General features: G+C 40.7%; 11 protein-coding genes. 6 read left to right on the forward strand and 5 right to left on the reverse strand.

The genetic code is table 11. The features are described 5' to 3' along the window. Positions 1 to 3: 3 nt before the first annotated feature. From G6W41_RS01930 to G6W41_RS01945, 4 genes are read right to left on the reverse strand one after another with little or no spacing between them, the layout of a single operon-like run. Positions 4 to 1,350: a TolC family protein gene (locus tag G6W41_RS01930; protein WP_194170451.1), complete on the reverse strand. Its 1,347-nt coding sequence runs from the start codon at positions 1,348 to 1,350 to the stop codon at positions 4 to 6. A 1-nt stretch (position 1,351) separates the two neighbouring features. Beyond that, complete coding sequence (locus G6W41_RS01935; protein ID WP_194170452.1) at positions 1,352 to 3,280, reverse strand: MacB family efflux pump subunit; 1,929 nt, start codon at positions 3,278 to 3,280, stop codon at positions 1,352 to 1,354. Then, a complete protein-coding gene (locus tag G6W41_RS01940; RefSeq protein WP_194170453.1) occupies positions 3,281 to 4,477 on the reverse strand; it encodes an efflux RND transporter periplasmic adaptor subunit in 1,197 nt (398 codons plus the stop codon). A 53-nt stretch (positions 4,478 to 4,530) separates the two neighbouring features. Further along, positions 4,531 to 6,564 (reverse strand): ATP-dependent helicase, encoded by a 2,034-nt coding sequence (locus tag G6W41_RS01945; protein ID WP_194170454.1) that lies wholly within the window; start codon positions 6,562 to 6,564, stop codon positions 4,531 to 4,533. Between the two features lie 65 nt (positions 6,565 to 6,629). On the opposite strand from G6W41_RS01945, the gene pbpC reads away from it, so the two are divergent. The 6 genes from pbpC (at position 6,630) to G6W41_RS01975 (ending at position 19,463) form a co-directional block, all read left to right on the forward strand. Continuing rightward, the gene (gene pbpC, locus G6W41_RS01950; protein WP_194170455.1) at positions 6,630 to 8,798 is read left to right on the forward strand and encodes a penicillin-binding protein 1C; all 2,169 of its coding nucleotides are present in this window, start codon (positions 6,630 to 6,632) and stop codon (positions 8,796 to 8,798) included. 1 nt (position 8,799) lies between these two features. Continuing rightward, complete coding sequence (locus G6W41_RS01955; RefSeq protein ID WP_194170456.1) at positions 8,800 to 13,923, forward strand: alpha-2-macroglobulin family protein; 5,124 nt, start codon at positions 8,800 to 8,802, stop codon at positions 13,921 to 13,923. A 119-nt stretch (positions 13,924 to 14,042) separates the two neighbouring features. Then, positions 14,043 to 16,664, forward strand: a complete 2,622-nt coding sequence (locus G6W41_RS01960) for a valine--tRNA ligase (protein WP_194170457.1) — start codon at positions 14,043 to 14,045, stop codon at positions 16,662 to 16,664. A 149-nt stretch (positions 16,665 to 16,813) separates the two neighbouring features. Beyond that, on the forward strand, positions 16,814 to 17,800 hold the full coding sequence (locus G6W41_RS01965) for a diaminopimelate dehydrogenase (RefSeq protein ID WP_194170458.1): 987 nt from the start codon (positions 16,814 to 16,816) through the stop codon (positions 17,798 to 17,800). 32 nt (positions 17,801 to 17,832) lie between these two features. Further along, positions 17,833 to 18,789, forward strand: coding sequence for a methionine ABC transporter ATP-binding protein (locus G6W41_RS01970; protein ID WP_107714927.1), 957 nt, complete (start codon positions 17,833 to 17,835; stop codon positions 18,787 to 18,789). After that, a complete protein-coding gene (locus tag G6W41_RS01975) occupies positions 18,789 to 19,463 on the forward strand; it encodes a methionine ABC transporter permease (RefSeq protein ID WP_002940443.1) in 675 nt (224 codons plus the stop codon). Before G6W41_RS01970 ends, G6W41_RS01975 begins: the two co-directional genes overlap by 1 nt. Here the strand turns inward: G6W41_RS01975 and G6W41_RS01980 are convergent. Then, positions 19,452 to 20,411 carry a permease gene (locus G6W41_RS01980; protein ID WP_103571990.1) on the reverse strand — a complete coding sequence of 320 codons (960 nt, stop codon included), beginning with the start codon at positions 20,409 to 20,411 and terminating at the stop codon, positions 19,452 to 19,454. The two genes, G6W41_RS01975 and G6W41_RS01980, sit on opposite strands and share 12 nt — an antisense overlap. Between the last annotated feature and the right edge of the window lie 17 nt (positions 20,412 to 20,428).

Consider the following 20,428-nt stretch of genomic DNA (forward strand, 5'->3'; position numbering starts at 1 on the left):
AATTTACCTATTAAATTTGCCTGCCATGGCTTTGTAGATATTTAGCTCGTCTTGTAAAAGCGTGTATTTTGCTTTTAGTAGCCCTATTTTAGCCTCTAGCTCGCTATTTTTAGCCTCTAAAAACTCTTTTAGCTCGACCTTGCCGTAGGAGTATTTTAGCTCGTAAATTTTTGAAATTTCCTCATAGTTTTTTATCTGCTCTTGGTAGTTTGCAAGTAGTGCTTCGTCGTTTAGGTAGCCTTTATAAAATGCGTCTACCTCGTTTAATGCGCTATTTAGAGTGCTTATGTAGTTTAGTTTTGCAAGCTCGAAATTTGCCTCGCTAACCTTTAAATTTGACTTTAGCTTGTGGTAGTTTAAAAATGGTAAATTCAAAGCGATGTTGCCATTTAGAAATTTAAGGCTAAAGGCTTCCTCTTTTTTGTCGGTGCTGCTTTTGAGGCTGGCTCCTAGCGCGATGCTTGGATAAAACTCTTTTTGGCTCGCTTTGTAGTTTAAAATGCCCTCTTCTATGCGGTAAATGGCCGCTCTTAGATCAGGGCGGTTTGCTATGGCGCTTGTTGGCACATCTAGATCAACGCCCGCTCTTTTAACGGGACTTAGCGTGAGGTCTTCAAATTTAAGCTCAAATTCTGGCCTCTCATTTAGCAAAATCCTAAGCGTTTTTTTAGCACTCACAAGCTCTTTTTTTGCACTTTCTATCTTGTTTTGAGCGCTTAAGAGCTGCGAGTTTATCTGTTTTAGGCTTAGCGCCTCCTCTTTACCAAGCTCAAATTTAAGCCCAACTATCTTATTTAGCTCATTATAAATTTCTAAAATTTGCTCATAAGTTTTTATGCTTTCATTTAGATATAAAATTTGAAAATAGGCGTCTGTTACTGAGTTTATCACGCTTAGTTTGCTAGCCTCCAGATCAAATTTAGTAGCCCTTGCCTCAAACATCGCTGCGTCTTTGCTATCTGCTAGCTTTTGCCAAAGATCAAGCTCGTAGCTAAGCCCTATACTTGAGCCAAAGCTTCTACTAGAAGCGCCGCCCTCTTTTATATTTTTACTACTTGTTGCCTCGATGCCAGCGTTAAAGCTTGGGATGAGATTTGCCTGCAAAACGCCAGCTTGAGCGAGCGCTTTATTTACATTTATTGCAGCTTTTGCAAGGTCGGTGTTATTTTTAAGCGCAAGCGCTACAAGCTCATCAAGATAGCTTTGCTCATACTGCTTCCACCAAGAAGTGTCTAAATTTAGCTCCTGGCTAGCGTTATCTTCAAGTAAAATTTGCTTGTAGTTTTCATCTATATTTTTAACAGCGCAGCCGCTTAAAACGAGCACTAAAGCTAGGCTTAGAAATTTCATATTACTCCCTTGAAAGCGCATCTATAGGATTTAGTTTTGAGGCATTTTTGGCAGGCATGTAGCCAAAGATGATGCCAATAGCCATCGACGTGACAAGTGCAAGCACGATCGAGCCGTTTGAAAAGATCATGCTAAAGCCGTTTAAGAAGTTGTTAAAGATGTAGCCAATGGCGTAGGATAGGACGATGCCGATGGCTCCGCCGATAAGGCAAAGTAGCACCGCCTCTATCAAAAACTGCTGCAAAATGTTGCTCTGTCTAGCTCCGATCGCCATTTTTATGCCTATCTCTTTGGTGCGCTCGGTGACTGAGACTAGCATGATGTTCATAACGCCTATGCCACCAACTACGAGCGAGACGACGGCGATACTTGAGATGAGAAGGCGCATGGTCGAGATGGTCTCTTCGATCGTTTGCTTGATGCTGTCTGAGTTTCTTGTAAAAAAGTCCTTTTTGCCGTGCTTGATCTCTAAAAGCTCAGTTAGTGTTTTTTCAGCGATTTGCGCATTGACGCCCTCATTTACTTTGGCGGTGATCGAGCTTATAAATTTATCCCCTGTGACTTTGTTTATAACAGTCGTGTATGGGGCGTAAATTTTAAGCGTACTTGAATCGCCCATCTTAAAATCATCCTTTTGCAAAACGCCGATAATGCGAAGTGGCTTTTTGTTAAAAAGTATGATCTTGCCGATAGGATCTTCGTTTTTAAAGATGCTATTTTTGGTGTTTTGGTCTATTAGAGCAACTGAATCAGAGTTTAAAACCTCGTCTTCATCGTAAATTCTACCCTCTTCTAGCTTTAGCCCATTTACGTCAAAGCTCCCTACTCCGCCACCTTTTAGGCTCGCACTTAGCGAGATATTTTCATATGTTATCGTGCCCGAGGTGTTTGTGTTTGGCGTGACAGAGTCTAGAAAGGACTGCTTGGAAAGCATAGTGGCATCACTAATTGAAAGGGTTTTGACCTTGCCTGAGCGCATATCGCCAAAGCCTTTGCCCGGCATGATGTCGATCGTGTTTGTGCCGATCTTTCTAATGCCAGCTAAAATTTGCTCCTGCGAGCCTTTGCCAAGGGCAACGACGCTAATAACCGCGGTGATACCTATAATAATGCCAAGCATCGTTAAAAGTGATCTTAGTTTGTGAGCTAGCATCGCATTTACCGACATTTTAAAGCTCTCTATTAGCTGGTCTTTATAGTAGGTAAATTTGCTCTTTTCTGGCTGAGTTTGCTTGCTGGCTTCATAAATTTTACTATTTTTGACATTGTCACTTACGATGTTGCCATCTTTTATCTCGATCACCCTACTCGCATACTCTGCGATCTTTGGGTCGTGCGTGACGATGATGATGGTGTGGCCTTTTTTGTAAAGATCCACTAAAATTTCCATCACCTTTAGCCCACTTTTGCTATCAAGCGCGCCAGTTGGCTCGTCTGCTAAGATGATCTCGCCACCATTCATCAGCGCCCTTGCTATGGAGACCCTTTGCTGTTGTCCGCCTGAGAGTTTATTTGGTAAATTTTTCGCTTTTTCGCTAAGATCAAGTGAGCCAAGAAGCTCATTAGCTCTTTTCTCTCGCTCGCTCTTGTTTGCACCTGCGTATATGCTAGGCAGCGCTACGTTTTCAAGGGCATTCATCGTGCTAAGCAGGTTATATCTTTGAAAGATAAAGCCAAATTTATCCCTTCTAAGCTTGGCAAGTGCGTCGCTATCAAATTTTGATATATCTTTGCCGTCTAGCAGGTACTGCCCGCCACTTGGGCTATCCAAGCAGCCAAGGATGTTCATCAGGGTTGATTTACCAGAGCCAGACTGACCGATGATGGCTATAAACTCGCCTTTTTTTATCTCTAAATTTATGCCATGCAGGATATCTATCTCATTTTCGCCTAGCTTAAAGCTTTTAGTGATGTTTTTTAGGCTTATCACTTAAAACTTCTTATGTTCTTTTGCGATCATCTTAGCGATCTCGCTTGATGAGCCTTGAGATGTGATGATCTCATCGCCCTCGTTTATACCGCTGATGATCTGCGTATCGAGGTTGTCTTTTATGCCGGTTTTAACCGCTGTTTTTACAGCTTTGCCATCTTTTAGCAGATAGACAAAAGTGCCGTTTTCATCTTTTTTGATGCCGATGCTTGGCACGATGATGGCGTCCTCGACGTTTGCTATCAAAAGCTCATTTTGTGTGGTCATGCCTATTCTTAAAATTCCATCTTTATTATCAACGATGCTTTGCGCGTAGTAATAAACCGCCGAGCTGCTGCTTGAGCTACTTGAGTATGAAGACTTACTGCTGCTACTTGAGCCGTAGCTGCCATCACTTAGTGTGGTAAGCCCCGGGTCGATCGAGCTAACAGTCGTTTGAAATTTCTTCGTTGGCTCAGAGAGGATCGAGTACTCAACTGGCGTGCCGACTTTGATCTTTGTGATGTCGCCCTCTGCTATTTGCATCTTCATCTTTACATGGCTAAGATCAGCGATATTTACGATAGTTGGCGTAGTTTGGTTGGCATTTACAGTCTGGCCCTCCTCAACCTGCACGCTTACTACGGTGCCATCTCTTGGAGCGGTGATCTTTGTGTAGCCTAAATTTATCTTAGCGGTGCTTAGCTCGATATTTGTCTGCTTGATCTGAGCTTCAAGCTCTTTTATCTTGGCGCTGTTTTCACTATATGTGTTTTTTGCGGTTTCAAATTCTTGCTTTGAGGTGGCGTTTTTAGAAAATAGTGCATTTTCTCTATCAAACTGCGTTTTAGCGATATTTAGAGCCACTTTTGCACTTTCAAGCTGAGCCTTGTAGATGGCAAGTTGAGCCTCTTTATTGTCTATGCTATTTTGCTGGGTCGAGCTATCGATACTTGCGATCATATCGCCCTTTTTTACCTGATCTCCAAGCTTAACATAGAGCTTTTTTATCTGACCGCTCACCTGTGCGCCCACGTCGATTAGCTCGGTGGCAAAAATCTCTCCAGTCGCATCGACTTTTTTGCTAAATGAGCCCTTCTTTGCCTTTTTAGTGATAAACTCCACCTCTTCTTCTTTTACCTTGAAAAATTTATCATAGACGAAGTATCCACCGACGCCTAAAATAAGCAGGATTATTAAAATTTTAGTTTTTTTCATCGCTTCTCTTTGTAAAAAATTGGTAAATTCTACTTCACAATAGTAAATACTCTTTAAGCTTCCTCTTTTGCCATGCCAGCCTCTATCAAAAACCTACTTGGTTGGTAGGTCACCTTCTTTATCTTGTCGTATTTTGCATAGCTAAGATAGAGCTCGTCTTTAGCCCTTGTTACTGCTACGTAAAAGAGCCGCCTCTCTTCTTCTAAGCTGCCACCCATGCTCATTAGCTTTAAATTTGGAAAGCGATTTTGTGCGAGATCTACGATAAAGACTTGGTCAAATTCAAGCCCCTTGCTCGCATGCACGCTAAGCAAGCTAACGCCCTGCCCTTCGCTCATCTCGTTACTTCCAAGGGCTAAAAAGTTATAAAATTTACTGATATCTTGATACTTTTTAGCTAGCTCACTTAGCACCACGCTCTTTGCCATTATGCGCTCTTTGACCTCTTCTTTTAGAGCCAGATCGACGTTGCCGTTTTTTAGTGTTGCCCTTTTTGTGCTGATGTTTTCAACGATTAGAGAGTAAATTTTGCTAGTTTTTATCTCATTTATCATCGTGGCTGGCTTTGAGATATTTCTCATGCCTCTTAAAAAGTTGTAAATTTCATATAAAAACTGCGCCCCACTCTCGCTTAGCTTTTGTAGTTTTAGCACAGGGTGGCCCAGAAATTTATCGCTAAAGCCAAGCTTAGAAAACCTCGAAACTTCGGCAAATTCATCAAGGTCGTCAAAAAGGCCAAGCTGGTAGTTTCGCCTTTTGTTTGATGAGATATTTACGCTCTCATCTGGCTCAACTATCCCTTTTATCAAATTTCCATGCCCAAGCTTAAGCAGTGCGTCAAAAATTTCTTTGCTAACTGCGCTGCCAACGCCCTTTGCGTATTCGCAGATGTGAATAAAAGCCATTATATCTTTTGGATTGACATAAATTCCCATGATGTCGATGAGTGCCTTGATCTCACGGCTCTCAAAAAAGCTCACCCCGCCCTTTCGCTTTGAGCCGATGCCTCGCTCTTTTAGCGCGACCTCGATACCGTCCGCTGATGAGTTATTCCTAAAAATTATGGCGATATTTTCTCTATTAAACGGCGAAAATGAGATGATGTCAGCGATATTTTGATACTGATCAAAAAGCTCGTTATAGACAAGCAGCCTTGGAGGCTTGAAATTTCCCTCACGGCTAACTGTGAGGTGCTTTTCATAAAGCCTTGGGTTGTTGTTTATGACCTTGTTTGCAAGGGCAAGTATACTTGAGCTTGATCGGTAGTTTACATTTAAAGCGTAGATATTTGCGTTTGGAAAGCGATCTTTAAATGAGCCTATGATCTCGATATTTGCGCCGTTAAATGCGTAGATGCTCTGGTCAAAATCGCCCACGCAAAAGAGGCTCTTTGTCTTAAATGCGTCTATTAGGCTGCCTTGAAGGGTGTTTGTATCTTGATACTCGTCGATCAAAATTTCATCATAAGCTAAATTTGCCCCCTTTTTTAGCTCGTCGCGCATTTTGATAAGAAGGTCGTTAAAATCAGCGTAAGAAAATTTAGCCTTTTCAGCCTCAAACTCCTCTAAAACATCTTCATAAATTTCAGCATAAACGCCCTGCTCTTCGCTCTTATCGCTTATCCATTTGCCAAAAGTTGTGCCTTGTTCGCTGTTTTGAAATAGCGAGTAAAGGTCGTATAGATATGCTCCGCCGTAAGGCTTGACGTCGCTTAAATGGTAAAATTTACGCCTCTCAACAAGACTTTTTAAAAGCGTCTTTAGCTCGCTTGGCTGCTTTAGCGTGACGCCTTTATCAAGGCTTTTTAAAAGCGAAAATGAGACCGAGTGAAAGGTGCCTGCGGTGATTTTGGAGGTGATTTGTTTGTCAAAATACCTATTTAAGCGCTCTATCATTTCGCTGGCTGCTTTGTTGGTAAATGTTAGAAGCAAAATTTTCTCTGGCGCAACGCCTAAATTTAGTAGATGTGCTATACGCGCGACAATCGTGCTAGTCTTGCCAGTGCCAGCTGAAGCGATGATGAGATTGTGTCCAAATGGCGCAGTTGCGGCGGTGTATTGTTCTTTGTTTAACCTAGATAAGGGCATTGTTTCCTCTTTTTTAAAAAGGTCTAATTATAGCTACTTAAACTTTAACAGCTATAATCACGCCGATGAAAAAGTTTAAAATTCTAAAATTCCTTGCCCTATTTTTGGCTCTAATGGTCGCTATTTTTTTGATACTGGATCAAATTTATCCACTAAATTTAGATGCGCTTAAAAAAGACGAAGCCAAAATTTTGTTTGATAAAAATGGCGAGATCATAAATATGAAGCTTAGTAGCGATGGAATTTGGAGATTTCACGAGCAAAGCTTCCCAAACTCGCTAAAACAATGCGTCGTTCTCTTTGAAGATAGATACTTTTACTACCATTTTGGCGTAAATTTTGCCTCCATTTTTAGAGCATTTTTTCACAACCTAAGAAGCGACAACCGCATAGGTGCTAGCACTATCACGATGCAAGTAGCTAGGATGCTGGAGCCTGGAGATCGAAGCTATAAAAATAAGATAAGAGAAATTTTTAGAGCATTTCAGCTTGAGCTTCACTTTAGCAAGGATGAAATTTTAAATTTATATCTAAATTTAGCCCCTTATGGCGGCAATATCGAGGGTGCAAAGGCGGCGAGTTTCTTTTACTTTGGCAAGGAGCTAAACGAGCTTAGCTACGCTCAGGCCGCACTTTTAAGCACAATACCAAAAAATCCAAATAAAAATAGACTTGACCGCGTTTCAAACATAAACGCCCTAAAAAACAGGGTCATAAAGATGCTTTATAAGGCAAATTTAATCGATCTTAGCGCCTTTAAAAGAGCGCAGGCTGAGCCATTTAAAAATGTAAGGATAAGAGCCGTCGTAAATGCAGGTGATTACGCAAATGTCGCTTTTAAAAACCAAATTTCAAAGGCGAGTTTGGATCTAAATTTACAAAAAGATATGCTTAAAATTTTAAAAGACGCGATGTTTTCGCTAAAGGCTAAAAATGCAAACAACGCCGCAGCCGTGGTAATTGATAATAAAAAAATGAGCGTTGTTGCATTTATCGGCTCGCACGATGAGCGCGCACGCGACGGCAAAAACTCAGCCCTAAATATGAAGCGAAACACCGGCAGCACGCTAAAGCCTTTTATCTACTCGCTTGCGCTTGATAGCGGGCTTATCACGCCAAGCTCACAGCTAATCGATACGCAAATTTATCTAAATGAATATGTGCCAAAGAACTTTAGTAACGACTTTTTGGGGCTTGTAAGCGCAAAGGACGCTCTAAATTTTAGCCTTAATATCCCAGTTATAAATTTAGACTTAAAGCTAAAAGATAACTCGCTTTATGAGCTGCTTGAAAAGGTAAATTTAGTTGATGAAAACAAGGAATTTTACGGCTCTTCGATAGTTTTAGGCAGCGCTGAGATGAGCCTGATTGATCTTGCGCATCTTTATACGATATACGCAAATGGCGGGGTTTATAGGCCACTTGAGTTTGCGGGCAAAAACTACAAAAATGAAGATAAAAACATAACCCTCATCTCGCCTCAAAGCGCATATCTAACCGCCAAAATGATGAGCGAGGCCTCAAGGTCATATCTAAAAAATGCTTGGCAATACGCGCAAAAGACGCCAAAGATCGCCTTTAAAACAGGCACTAGCGCAAACTCACGCGATCTTTACGCCATAGGAGTTGATGAGGACTACACAATAGCCGTCTGGGTGGGCAACTTTAACGCTGAAAAAACTGACAAACTAACTGGGCTAAATGACGTCTCAAAGATCGTTTTTGATATGTTTAAACTTATCGCTCAAAAAAGAAATTTAAGCTTTATGAGCGAGCCAGAGGGCATCGAAAAAGTGCCAACCTGCCTTGATGCTTTTAGTTTTGCAACGTGCAAAAAAACGGCGCTTGATGATAGGATAGTTGGAGTTAAACTGCAAGATAAGTGTGAGAGTTTAAGGGGTGAGGAGCTTGAGTTTTTGATAAAAAATGGCTTTTTAGACAAAGACGAGGTCAAAAATAGCCCTTGTGCTGAAGTTTTTAAAGATAAAAAGCCAGTTTTTGCCTATCCATATAACGGCGAAGAGATCGTAACAGATGAAAATGTAACACAAATTGTGCTAAAATGCTACGCGTTTTTAGGTGATGAAATTTACTTAAAAGTGGATGATTTGAACTTTTCTAAGATAGAAAATGCAAGCGAAAAAAGGCTAGATCTAACTCTTGGCGAGCACACTTTAAAATGCCTTGATCAAAACTCAAATCAAAGTGAAATAACAATAAAACTAAGGAGATAAAATGCAGCAAAAAGCGCTACTTCTAGCACTTTTAGGAGCAGTAAATTTATATGCTTTAAGTCTAAATGGCAGTGTCGAGATAAAGTCGCCTTTAAGCGTGGAATTTGGACTAGAAGATGATGTTAGCAAAAATCTCATAGGCACGCTAAGCGAGAAAAAGCTACTCACATGCCAGCCGGAGCTAAGTGGCATGGTGAAATTTAACGCTCAAAGCCTTACATTTTTTACAAAAGATATGCACGCGGGCGTAGAGTATAGTTGTAAGCTAGAAAATGGCAGCAGTGCTAGCTTTGAGACGAAAGAATTTGCGCTTGAGAAGATAGAAAAGCTCACTGATAACAAATTTATCCTTAAATTTAATGACGAAGTCAGTGAAGAGCTTGTGAAAAAAATAGCCGTAAAAGGTGCAAGCTTTAATGCCTTGCAGCTCTCTCAAAATAGCTTTGAGCTTGATCTTGATAAAAATATAAGCGAGCCTACTTTTGATCTTGGAGAAAATTTTGAAAGTAAATTTGGCGCTAAGCTAGCAGGCGATAGCGTGGTGAAATTTAGTGAGCAAGCAAGCGAAGAGAGCGCAAGCATAAACGCTGAAGCAAAGAGCTTTGAGATAACCAAAATTTATCCAACAAGCCTTGATAACGGCATCTTGGCATTTAGAATTTATCTAAAAGAGTGGCTAAGCGATGATAATAATCTAAAGAAATTTATCAAGATAAAAGGCGTAAAAAGCTTTAGCATAAGCGACGTGGCATATAAAAATGACGATGAAAATAGCGCGCCAAATTCTGAGCTTGATGAGTATGATTATTACATCGATATCACAAGCGATGAGTTTAAGCCACAAAATAGCTACGAGATCACGATAAAACCGGGTTTTGGAGATGATAGAAATGTCATAAGAGAGGCTAAAACCTACGAGGTGGTCGCTAGCAACTTCACTCCATTTGCAAATTTCACAAACGAAGAGCCTTACATCTCAAGCGTTGGGGAAATTGGCATTAGAAGTGCAAATTTACCTGAGCTAAATGTAAGCGTTGAAAAGTTAAGCGATCAAAATTTTAGATATTTTTTAAATTTCAACGACGATAGCGAAGATCTAAGCAATTTTAGCTCAAAAGTAGCAAGCAAAAGCTACAAGCTAGAGGGTGCGTTAAACGAAATTTCACTAAACAAGATCAAGCTTGACTTTGCAGGAGCAGGAGACGGCGTTTATAAGATAAGCTTAAACTACGGCAAAGACAAGAGCGTCTCAAAGGTCGTCTATCTAAGCGACATCGCCATAAATGCAAAGCTTGGCAAGGATGAAATTTTCGTCTTTGCAAACCGCCTCGGCGAAAACACAATGCTGCCAAACGCAAATGTAAAAATTTATGGCAAAAGAAACGAAGAGATCGCAGTTGGCGCGACAAATGATGTTGGTGTATTTAAATTTAACAAAAAAGATATCTACAAAGAGATCTCATCAGTCGTCGTCTCACTTGGCAAGGAGCAAAATTTCCTCATCATAAAAGATGGCGAAGCGCTAAATGAGGCAAAGCTCATCAGTCAAAATCCAAGCGAGAGCATTGATGCTTACACGCATTTTGCCTCAAATATCATAAGACCAAACGAGAGCTTAAAAGGAGCAATCTATCTAAGAGATAGGGACTTTAACCCGCTTAAAAATATGCCAGTTAAGATCAAATTTATCGATCCGCAAGGCAAAAGTAGCACCCAGATCACGCAAAATACAAATGATGTCGGCATGATAAATTTTGAAAAAGAAATTTTAAGCGATCTAAGCGGTAGATTTAACATGCAGATAATTTACGCTAGCAAGGTGATAGCAAGCGTGCCATTTTATGTCGAGAGCTTCGTGCCAAACAAGATAAAAAATGACATAGCCATAGACGCGGATAAATTCTTTGCAAACGAGCTAGTAAAGGTAAATTTGACAAGTAGCTATCTCTTTGGCGGAGCAGCTAGCGACCTAGCTGGTAGCATGCAGGTTAGCTTCTTTGATGATGAGTATAAAAATAGCGAATTTAAAGAGTATAAATTTAAAAATGACACCCTAAAAGCGGCTGCCTATCCAAACATAGAAAATGATCTAACTCTTTCAAAAGATGGCAAATCAAGCCTGATGATAGATCTTAGCTTTAACACTAAAAACGCGCCTTCTATCATAAAAGGCGTCATAAATTTCAACGTAAATGACGATGGCAAAAACGTAAGTGACGCAAAAAGCTTTACGCTCTATCCTTACAAAGATATGGTTGGCATCGCTGTTAGCACGGCATTTGCTGATCCAAACGAAGATGTAAAGATAAGAACGGTCGTCGTTGATATGCCAAGCCAAAAGGCAGTGAAGTCAAATTTGAAATTTGATATAAAACGCGTCTCATGGCAGTATCAAAGGGATGCAAACGGCTATATAAAATGGATCCAAACGCTTGAAGATGTGGATAGTTTTTATAAAAATAGTGGCGAGTTTAGCTATAAATTTACGCAAAGTGGCTCATATGTGATCACCGCTACAAATTTAGTAAGTGGCGCAAGCACGAGCCTAGATATCGATGTGAGCGGCTACAACTACTCAACTCTAGCGCCTACAAAAGAGCTTAGCAAGTCTCAGATAAAGCTAAACAAAAGCGTCTATAAAAAAGGCGACGAGCTAAGTGCGGACATAAGCTCAGCCATAAAAGAAGGCATCGCACTTGTAACGCTTGAAGACGCAGGGGTTAAAGCCTACAAGGTCGTCAAGATCAAAAACAACTCAGCAAACGTTAAATTTAAACTTGACTTTGACTTTAATGGCCTTTACGTAAGCGCAAATATCTACCGCATGACTGACGCTGGACTAACTCCGTTTAGAACCTACGGCAAGGTCTATGCAAACGGCGACAAGTCTTCAAGAAAGATAGAGCTTAGCTTAGAAGCGCCAAAAACTGCAAAGAGCGATGAAAATATCAAAATTTCACTAAAAACAAAGCCAAAAGCTTATCTGAATTTATTTATCACAGATGTTGGCGTGCTTGATATCACTTCACAAAAACCAGCCGATCCGCTTAAGTTTTTTGACAAAATTTTACCTGATGGCGTCTTTGACTACGATATCTATAATATGCTCACAAACTACAAGGTCGAGGGCAAAACGTTAAGCTTTGGCGGTGATGCCGCGGCAATGGCTGTGGCGGCAAAAATGGCAAAACATGCAAGCCCAGTTGATAGCAAAAATGTAAAAACTTATGCAAATTTAGTGAGCCTTCAAGCAGACGACAAAGGCGAAATTTCATACGAGTTTAAAACGCCAAATGGCTTTAACGGCGCCATTAGAGTAGATGCTGTGGCAAATGACGCAACTGCAATGAACGCCGTAAATAGCGAGATAAAAGTAAAAGATGATGTGATCATTAAGCCAAGCGCTTTGATCTATCTTTTAAAAGGCGATGAATTAAGCGCAAACTTAAGGCTTATAAATACGACAAATGCAGACAAAAACCTTACTATAAATATAGCATCAAGTAAAAATTTAAACATCAAAACGCAAGAAAATGCCAACCTAAAGCCGTTTGAAAACAAGGCATTTGTGCTTAAAATTTCAGCCCTTGAAACAGGTGCTGGCGAATACAATGTCACAATAAGCGACAAAAATAGTTCAAAAACGCTTCAAAATTTACTAGACGTCGTTAGCCCTTATACGATCAGCACCTACGCAAAGAGCAGCGTCTTTGACAAAGAGAGCAAAATTTCACTACCAAAAGGCTACCACGATGTGAGCGTTGATGCGTCAAGCTCGGTCTCAAGCGTGCTTTTAGCAGCTTCAAAGAATTTAGTGGAGTATCCTTACGGATGTGCGGAGCAAAGAAGCTCAAGACTGCTTGCGCTTTTAAATTTAAAACCAAAAGATGAGCTTGAAAAAAGCGATCAAAAGAGATTTATCGTTAGTGGCATAGATGAGCTAGTCAAGATGCAAAAACCAGACGGCAGCTTTGGCTACTGGAGCGATCTAGGCGAGACAAATGCATTTGCAAGCATCTTTGCAACAGACGTACTTCTTGACCTTGAAGAGGCTGGATATGAGGTAAGTAAAGGTGTCAAACAAAATGCTCTAAATTCGCTCTTAAAATACGCAAATAACGACCTTGAGGCACTTTACGCCCTTTATGTAAGCTCACGTGCAAATATGGCCGATAGATCAATCTTAAATAAAATTTATGACGACAAAGCCTACAATAAAACAGCACTAAGTAAATACCTAATGGCAGCAGCCCTAAAGCTAAACGGCCTAAATGACGAGGCAAAGGTCGCACTAAAAGATATCAAAAATGCTAAATCAAGCGAAGAAAATCCATCTGATTTTAGCTCAAAAGTAAGAGATAACGCCTTTATCTTATACTTGCACGCAAAATACTTTGAGAAAAACGACTACTCAGACGATCTTGCAAATTTCTTGATAGTAAATTTAAATGAGCTAAGCTCAACGCAAGAGCGTGCATTTACGCTAAGAGCTCTAAACGCCTACTTTGGCAAAGATAGCGGAGAGAAAAATAATAAATTTAAGCTTAGCTACAACGGCGAAAGTAAAGAATTTGACGGTCTTTTAAGCACATCATTTACTACAAAAAATGGCGAATTTAGCATCACTCCATTAGGCTCAAATAAGCTTTATGCAACTATCTTAAGCTACGCTTACTTACCGCTTGAGATCAAACACAAAATCGAGCCAAAAGAGCTTGACATCTACCGCGTTTTTGTCGATGAAAAAGGCAAAGAGCTGGGTCTTGACAGCCTAAAAGTAAATGACGTCATCTACTCAAAAGTAGTGATAAACTCAAAAACAATGGTTAAAAACGGCGTTATAAACGAGATCGTAAGTAGCTGCTTTGAGCCGATAAATGAAAATTTAAGCAACTTTAGCAAGAGTTTAAAAAACAGCTTGCAAGTTGAGTATAAAAGCGTAAAAGATGACCGCGTGCTAAGCTTTTACACGCTAAGTGGTGATGAAAAAGACGCCGTGCTTTACACACCTTATCGCGTAAGACTTGGCGGTAAATGCTCGCTTGGTGCAGTCACAACTGAAAATATGTATAACGAAAGACAAAACGACTACGACTTAGCTCAGCGAAGCTTTAACGTCAAATAGCTATTTAAACTTCGGGGCGTTTAACCGCCCCAAGCCCATATTTCCCCACTTTTGCAAAGATTTTTTTAAACAAATTTTAGATAACATTAAGCATTTTTTAAACGAAAGAGGATACAAAAGTGGCAGAATTTTACAATGCAAAAGAGATAGAAGATAAATTTTATAAAATTTGGGAAGAACGCGGATACTTTGAGATAGACGCAAACAAAGATATCCAAAAAGATGGACGTAAATTTTGCATTATGATGCCACCTCCAAACGTGACTGGCTCGCTTCACATCGGACACGCCCTAACCTTCACACTTCAAGATATCATGACTCGCTACAAGAGGATGGACGGCTACAAGACACTTTGGCAGCCAGGACTTGACCACGCTGGTATCGCTACTCAAAACGTCGTTGAAAAACAGCTTTTGGCTCAAGGGATCAAAAAAGAAGAGCTTGGCCGTGAGAAATTTGTAGAAAAAGTGTGGGAGTGGAAGGAAAAAAGCGGCGGTATGATCGTCCATCAGATGCGAAAACTAGGCATCACTCCGGCTTGGTCACGCCAGAGATTTACTATGGATGAGGGCTTAAGAAAAGCTGTGAAAAAAGCCTTTGTAAATTTATATGACAAAGGGCTAATTGTCCAGAAAAACTACATGATAAACTGGTGTACGCATGATGGCGCACTCTCTGACATCGAGGTCGAACACAAAGAAAATAAAGGCAAGCTTTATCATTTGAGATACTACTTTGCAGACAAGCCTAGCGAATTTGTTGTTGTGGCTACAACTCGTCCAGAAACCTACTTTGGTGATACGGCGGTGATGGTAAATCCAAACGACGAGCGCTATAAAAATTTAATCGGCAAAAAAGTGGTGCTACCTATCATAAACAGAGAGATCGAGATCATCGCAGACGAGCACGTCGATATGGAGTTTGGAACAGGCCTTGTGAAGGTCACGCCTGCACACGATCAAAACGACTACGAGGTTGGCAAAAAACACAACCTTGAGTTTATCACCGTATTTGACGAAAAGGGCATCTTAAACGACAAGTGCGATAAATTTGCAGGTCTTGAGAGGCTTGAGGCTAGAGATATCGTCGTCGCCGAGCTTGAAAAACTAGGCAATGTTGAAAAGATAGAAGACTACGAAAATCAAGTAGGCTACTGCTACCGCTGCAAAAACGTCGTCGAGCCATACATCTCAAAGCAGTGGTTTGTCAAAAAAGAGATCGCAGACGAGGCGATACAAAAAGTATCAGAAGGCCTTGCTAAATTTTACCCGCCACACTGGATAAACAGCTTTAACGCGTGGATGAGAGAGCTAAGAGACTGGTGTATCTCACGCCAGCTTTGGTGGGGACATCAAATTCCAGTATTTTACTGCGACGAGTGCGGTCACATGTGGGCTGACGAGGACGAGCCATGTGAGTGCAAAAAGTGTAAAAGTAAAAACATCCACCAAGACCCAGACGTGCTAGATACGTGGTTTAGCTCTGGTCTTTGGCCATTTAGCACGCTTGGCTGGGGCAATGAAAATGAGCTAAAAAATGAAAAGTGGTTTGAAGGCGATTTAGCTGAGTTTTATCCAAACAACCTCCTCATCACTGGCTTTGATATATTATTTTTCTGGGTTGCTAGGATGATGTTTCAGGGTGAAAACGCCCTTGGCAAGCTACCATTTGACGACATCTACCTGCACGCACTTGTAAAAGATGAGTTTGGAAGAAAGATGAGTAAAAGCCTTGGCAACGTCATCGACCCGCTTGATAGCATAAATGAGTATAGTGCCGATATATTGCGCTTTACGCTGACACTTCTAGCCGTTCAAGGACGCGATATCAAGCTAAGCGACACCAAGATGAAGCAGGTAAGAAATTTTACCAACAAGCTTTATAACGCAAGCAAATATCTCATGCTAAATGAGAGCAAATTTCCAAATTTAAAGGATATTAAGCTTGAAACAAAACTTGGAATTTATATGAACAGCCGCTTTAACGAGTGCGTGAGAGAGGTGCGCGAAAACATCGACGCCTACCGCTTTAATGACGCTGCAAACACACTTTATAAATTCCTTTGGGACGAGTTTTGCGACTGGGGCATCGAGCTTAGCAAGGCTGACAAAGCGAGCGTAAAAGAGCTTGGAAGTATATTTAAAGAGGCAATGAAACTGCTAAATCCTTTCATGCCGTTTCTTTCAGAGTATCTATTTCAAGAGCTTAGCGGCACACAACTTGAAAATGCAAAGTCAATAATGGTGATGAGCTACCCAGAGATAAAAGAGCGAAATTTAGAGGTTGAGAAGAAATTTGAACTAGTTATCGAAGCGATCGTCGCTATTCGCCGTGCTAAAGCTACTATCGATCTTGGCAACTCAAAGATCGCAAAAGCCTTTGTTAAATTTAATGAAAAAATAGACCTTGACGAGGTAAAAGAGTACATCAAACTGCTTGCAAAATGCGAAGAGATCGGTTTTGTAGATGAAAAAATAGAAAACTCAATAAGAGATGTGAGCGAAAATTTAGAGGCATTTGTCCCACTTGAAGGGCTTGATATGAGCGGCATCATCACAAGGCTAAAGGCTCAAAAGACAAAGCTTGAAAAAGAGATAGTCAAACTCTCAGGCATGCTAAATAACCAAAATTTCGTGGCAAATGCGCCAAAAGATGTGATAGAGGCAAACAAAGAGGCCTTGCAGAGCGCTGAGGCTAAATTTAAAAAAGTATGCGAAGAGCTAAAGGCTCTTGGCGAGTAGGTTTTGCGGCAAAAGTTGAAGGGTGGCGTTTTATATTTGGCAGCTTGTAGTTGCCACGCTACCCTGGGCGCTAATATATTGTTTTTTTAAAGTGAAATTTATCGTCCTGCACTATCTTGCATGTAAATTTAAAATTTAAAGGATCAAAAATGAGTAAAAAAATAAAAATAGCAGTTTTAGGATATGGAAATTTAGGTCGTGGTGTCGAGCTTGCGGTGCGAAATAGCAAGGATTTAGAGCTTACGGCCGTTTTTAGCCGAAGACGTCCAAGTGAGGTAAAAACGTGTGGCGCACCAGTATTTAGTGTGGATGAAATTTTATCGCACAAGGGCAAATTTGACGTTTTAGTCCTTTGTGGTGGCAGCGCAACTGACCTTCCAACGCAGACGCCAGAATTTGCACAAAATTTTAACGTCATAGATAGCTTTGACACGCACGCAAAAATACCTGAGCACTTTGCCACAGTGGATGCTGCTGCTAAAAAAGGTGGCAATGTAGGCGTCATCGCTGTTGGCTGGGACCCAGGGCTATTTTCTCTAAACAGACTATTTGGCGAGAGCGTTCTTGAAAATGGCAGCAGCTACACGTTTTGGGGCAAAGGCGTGAGCCAAGGCCACTCAGACGCCATACGCAGGATCGAGGGCGTCGTGGATGCTCGCCAATACACAGTGCCCATAGATAGCGCACTAGAGCGAGTACGCGCTGTGGAAAATCCAAATTTAACCACAAGGGAAAAACACCTGCGTGATTGCTACGTAGTGGCGCAGGACGGCGCTGATAAGGCACGCATCGAGCATGAGATAAAAACGATGCCAAACTACTTTGCCGACTACGACACGAGCGTGCATTTTATCGATCTGGAGACGCTTAAAAGAGAGCATGGCGGTATCCCACATGGGGGATTTGTGCTGCGAAGCGGAGTGAGCGGAGAGCATGGCGAGAACAAACATTTGATCGAGTTTTCGCTAAAACTTGACTCAAATCCAGAATTTACAGCAAGCGTGCTTGTAGCCTACGCCAGAGCGGCCTATCGCTTGACGCAAAGAGGCGAGCGCGGCGCATTTAGCGTATTTGATATAGCCCCAGCACTTCTTTCGCCAAAGAGCGCTGATGAGCTAAGGCGCGAAATTTTATAAGATGACGCACTTTTAAAAATAAGGAAAATTTAGTGATAAAAATAGAAAATTTAACCAAATTTTATGGCGGCACGCAGATCCTTTTTGATGTAAATTTAGAGGTTGCAAAGGGTGAAATTTTTGCTATCGTGGGACATAGTGGCGCTGGTAAATCAACGCTTTTAAGGTGCATAAACGGGTTAGAGAGCTATCAAGGTGGCAGCTTAAAAGTCTTTGATAAAGAGATAAAAAATTTAGATGAGACGCAGCAAAGACATTTGAGGCGAGATGTTGGGATGATATTTCAGCATTTTGCCTTGATGGCTAGAAAAAATGTCTTTGAAAACGTCGCTACTCCGCTTAAATTTTGGGGTTATAAAAGCGATGAAACTGAAAAAAGAGTGAGAGAGCTTTTAAATTTAGTCGGTCTTGAAAGCAAGGCAAAAAGCTATCCAAGCGAGCTAAGTGGCGGGCAAAAACAGCGTGTCGCCATCGCTAGAGCTCTTGCTTTAAATCCTAAAATTTTACTAAGCGACGAAGCGACTTCGGCTCTTGATCCAAACACAACAAATCAAATTTTAGAGCTGCTTGAAAAGATAAACAAAGAGCTAGACATCAGCGTCGTCATCGTCACACACGAGATGGAGGTGGTAAAATCGATCGCAAAACGCGCCATCTTGCTTGAAGGCGGCAAGATCATAGGCTCTGGAAGCATCGAAGAGCTATTTTTAAAGCCAGATGAGAAGATGAAAGAGTTTTTGGGTGAAGTTGAAATTCTGCCAAGCACTGGCACAAATATCAGGCTATTTTTCCCAAAAGAAGTGGCTCAAAACAGCGTGATCACGCACATGGCAAGAAGCCTAAATATCGACTTTAACATAGTCTGGGGCAAGCTTGAAAAGCTAAACGACAACGTCCTTGGCTCGCTTGTCATAAACATAGATGAAAAAGATAAAGAAAACGTGCTTAACTACATCAAGCAAAGTGGCGTTTTATGGGAGGTTGCTTGATGTTTGGTATTGATTTTTCTAAATTTCCTGATGTATTTTCTAGGATACTTTTGCCAGCTATCGGCGAAACGCTATATATGAGCATAGTCTCCACCCTGCTCGCCTTTGCCATAGGCCTTATACCTGCGGTTTTGCTCATCCTTTCAGACAAAAACGGACTAAAGCCAAACAAGCAGCTTTATTTTGTGCTTGATATCGTTATAAACGTGCTTAGAAGCTTTCCGTTTATCATTTTGATCATCGTGCTCTTTCCTGTCACAAAAATGATCGTAGGCACAAGCATCGGCACTACAGCTGCGATCGTTCCGCTAACTATCGGAGCGGCTCCCTTTGTAGCAAGGCTCATTGAAAATGCCTTAAAAGAGGTTGATAAAGGCATCATCGAAGCAGCACAAAGCTTTGGTAGCTCAAAATTTCAGATCATCTTTCGTGTGATGTTTGTAGAGGCGCTTCCTGGCATCATCTCGGCATTTACGCTAACGCTTATCGTAAATATCGGCTTTTCAGCGATGGCTGGTGCAGTTGGCGGTGGCGGACTAGGATCAGTCGCTATAAACTATGGATATCAGAGATTTCGCCCAGATATCATGCTCTACACCGTGGTTATTCTTATCATTATGGTTCAAATTTTCCAAGTTTTAGGCAACTATCTCTATAAAATTTCAAAAAAATGATTTTAAAAACATAGCAAATGCTAATGCCACACATAAGATAAAAGCGATAAAAATTGCCATAAATTTTGGCTTAAAAAACCTATTAAGAAGTATGATTTCCGGCAGGCTAACCCCTGCCGCCGTTATTACAAACGCTCCAAATGCGGCCGCACTAGCACCCGAGGCAAGAAGTGCTAAGCCAATTGGCACTAGCGATTCTACTCTAACATAGAGTAAAATTCCAAATAATGCCGAAATAAGTATCGAGGCGATGTCGCTAGAACCAAGGTAGTTTGAGATAAGCTTTTGTGGAACAAATCCGTGTATAGCGGCACCGATAAACATCGCAAGTAGTATGTAATAAAATAGTTTTTTATACTCTTTTACCGAGTTTAAAAGCGCCATTTTGTAAATATTTTTACTATTTTTTATATCCTTGCAAGAGCAAGCTTGTGTCTGATTAATGGGTGTAAAAACAAAGCCTTTAGTTGGATTGTATGGGCTAAATTTTGGTTTTAAAAAATCATCTTTTAAAAATAGATTTTGATCTGCTTTTGATAACAAAAGACCAAAAGCAAGCGATGAGATAAAAATGACCGTAAAATAAATAATGCTAAATTTAAACCCAAAACTCATAAAAAGAAGCGTTAAAATTACAGGATTAACAAGCGGAGAGCTTAACAAAAATACGCTACTAACGCCAAGTGATACGCCGCTTTTTAAAAACCCATTTAAAAGCGGTATAGTAGAGCACGAACAAAACGGCGTAATAGCGCCAACCAAAAACGCCTTGATAAAGCTTGAAATTTTTGTGCTTATAAGGTGTTTTTTGAGTTTTTGACTAAATTTTTCAGATACGATAAATACCAAAAAAGAGACACAAAAAAATAGTAGTGAAATCTCTGTAAAATAAAGTATGAAAAATTTGATAAACTCAAATATATTGTGTTGATTAAAAAGATCGAGCATTTTTTTACCTTTAAATT

The sequence above is a fragment of the Campylobacter concisus genome (genome assembly GCF_015230035.1).
GTDB classification, from domain to species: Bacteria; Campylobacterota; Campylobacteria; order Campylobacterales; family Campylobacteraceae; genus Campylobacter_A; species Campylobacter_A concisus_BK.

Excerpts from the sequence above, each read along its gene's own strand:
- G6W41_RS01980 (WP_103571990.1), bottom strand. The coding sequence starts at position 20,411 with ATGCTCGATCTTTTTAATCAACACAATATATTTGAGTTTATCAAATTT.
- G6W41_RS01955 (WP_194170456.1), top strand. The coding sequence starts at position 8,800 with ATGCAGCAAAAAGCGCTACTTCTAGCACTTTTAGGAGCAGTAAATTTA.
- pbpC (WP_194170455.1), top strand. The coding sequence starts at position 6,630 with ATGAAAAAGTTTAAAATTCTAAAATTCCTTGCCCTATTTTTGGCTCTA.
- G6W41_RS01945 (WP_194170454.1), bottom strand. The coding sequence starts at position 6,564 with ATGCCCTTATCTAGGTTAAACAAAGAACAATACACCGCCGCAACTGCG.
- G6W41_RS01930 (WP_194170451.1), bottom strand. The coding sequence starts at position 1,350 with ATGAAATTTCTAAGCCTAGCTTTAGTGCTCGTTTTAAGCGGCTGCGCT.
- G6W41_RS01965 (WP_194170458.1), top strand. The coding sequence starts at position 16,814 with ATGAGTAAAAAAATAAAAATAGCAGTTTTAGGATATGGAAATTTAGGT.
- G6W41_RS01975 (WP_002940443.1), top strand. The coding sequence starts at position 18,789 with ATGTTTGGTATTGATTTTTCTAAATTTCCTGATGTATTTTCTAGGATA.
- G6W41_RS01940 (WP_194170453.1), bottom strand. The coding sequence starts at position 4,477 with ATGAAAAAAACTAAAATTTTAATAATCCTGCTTATTTTAGGCGTCGGT.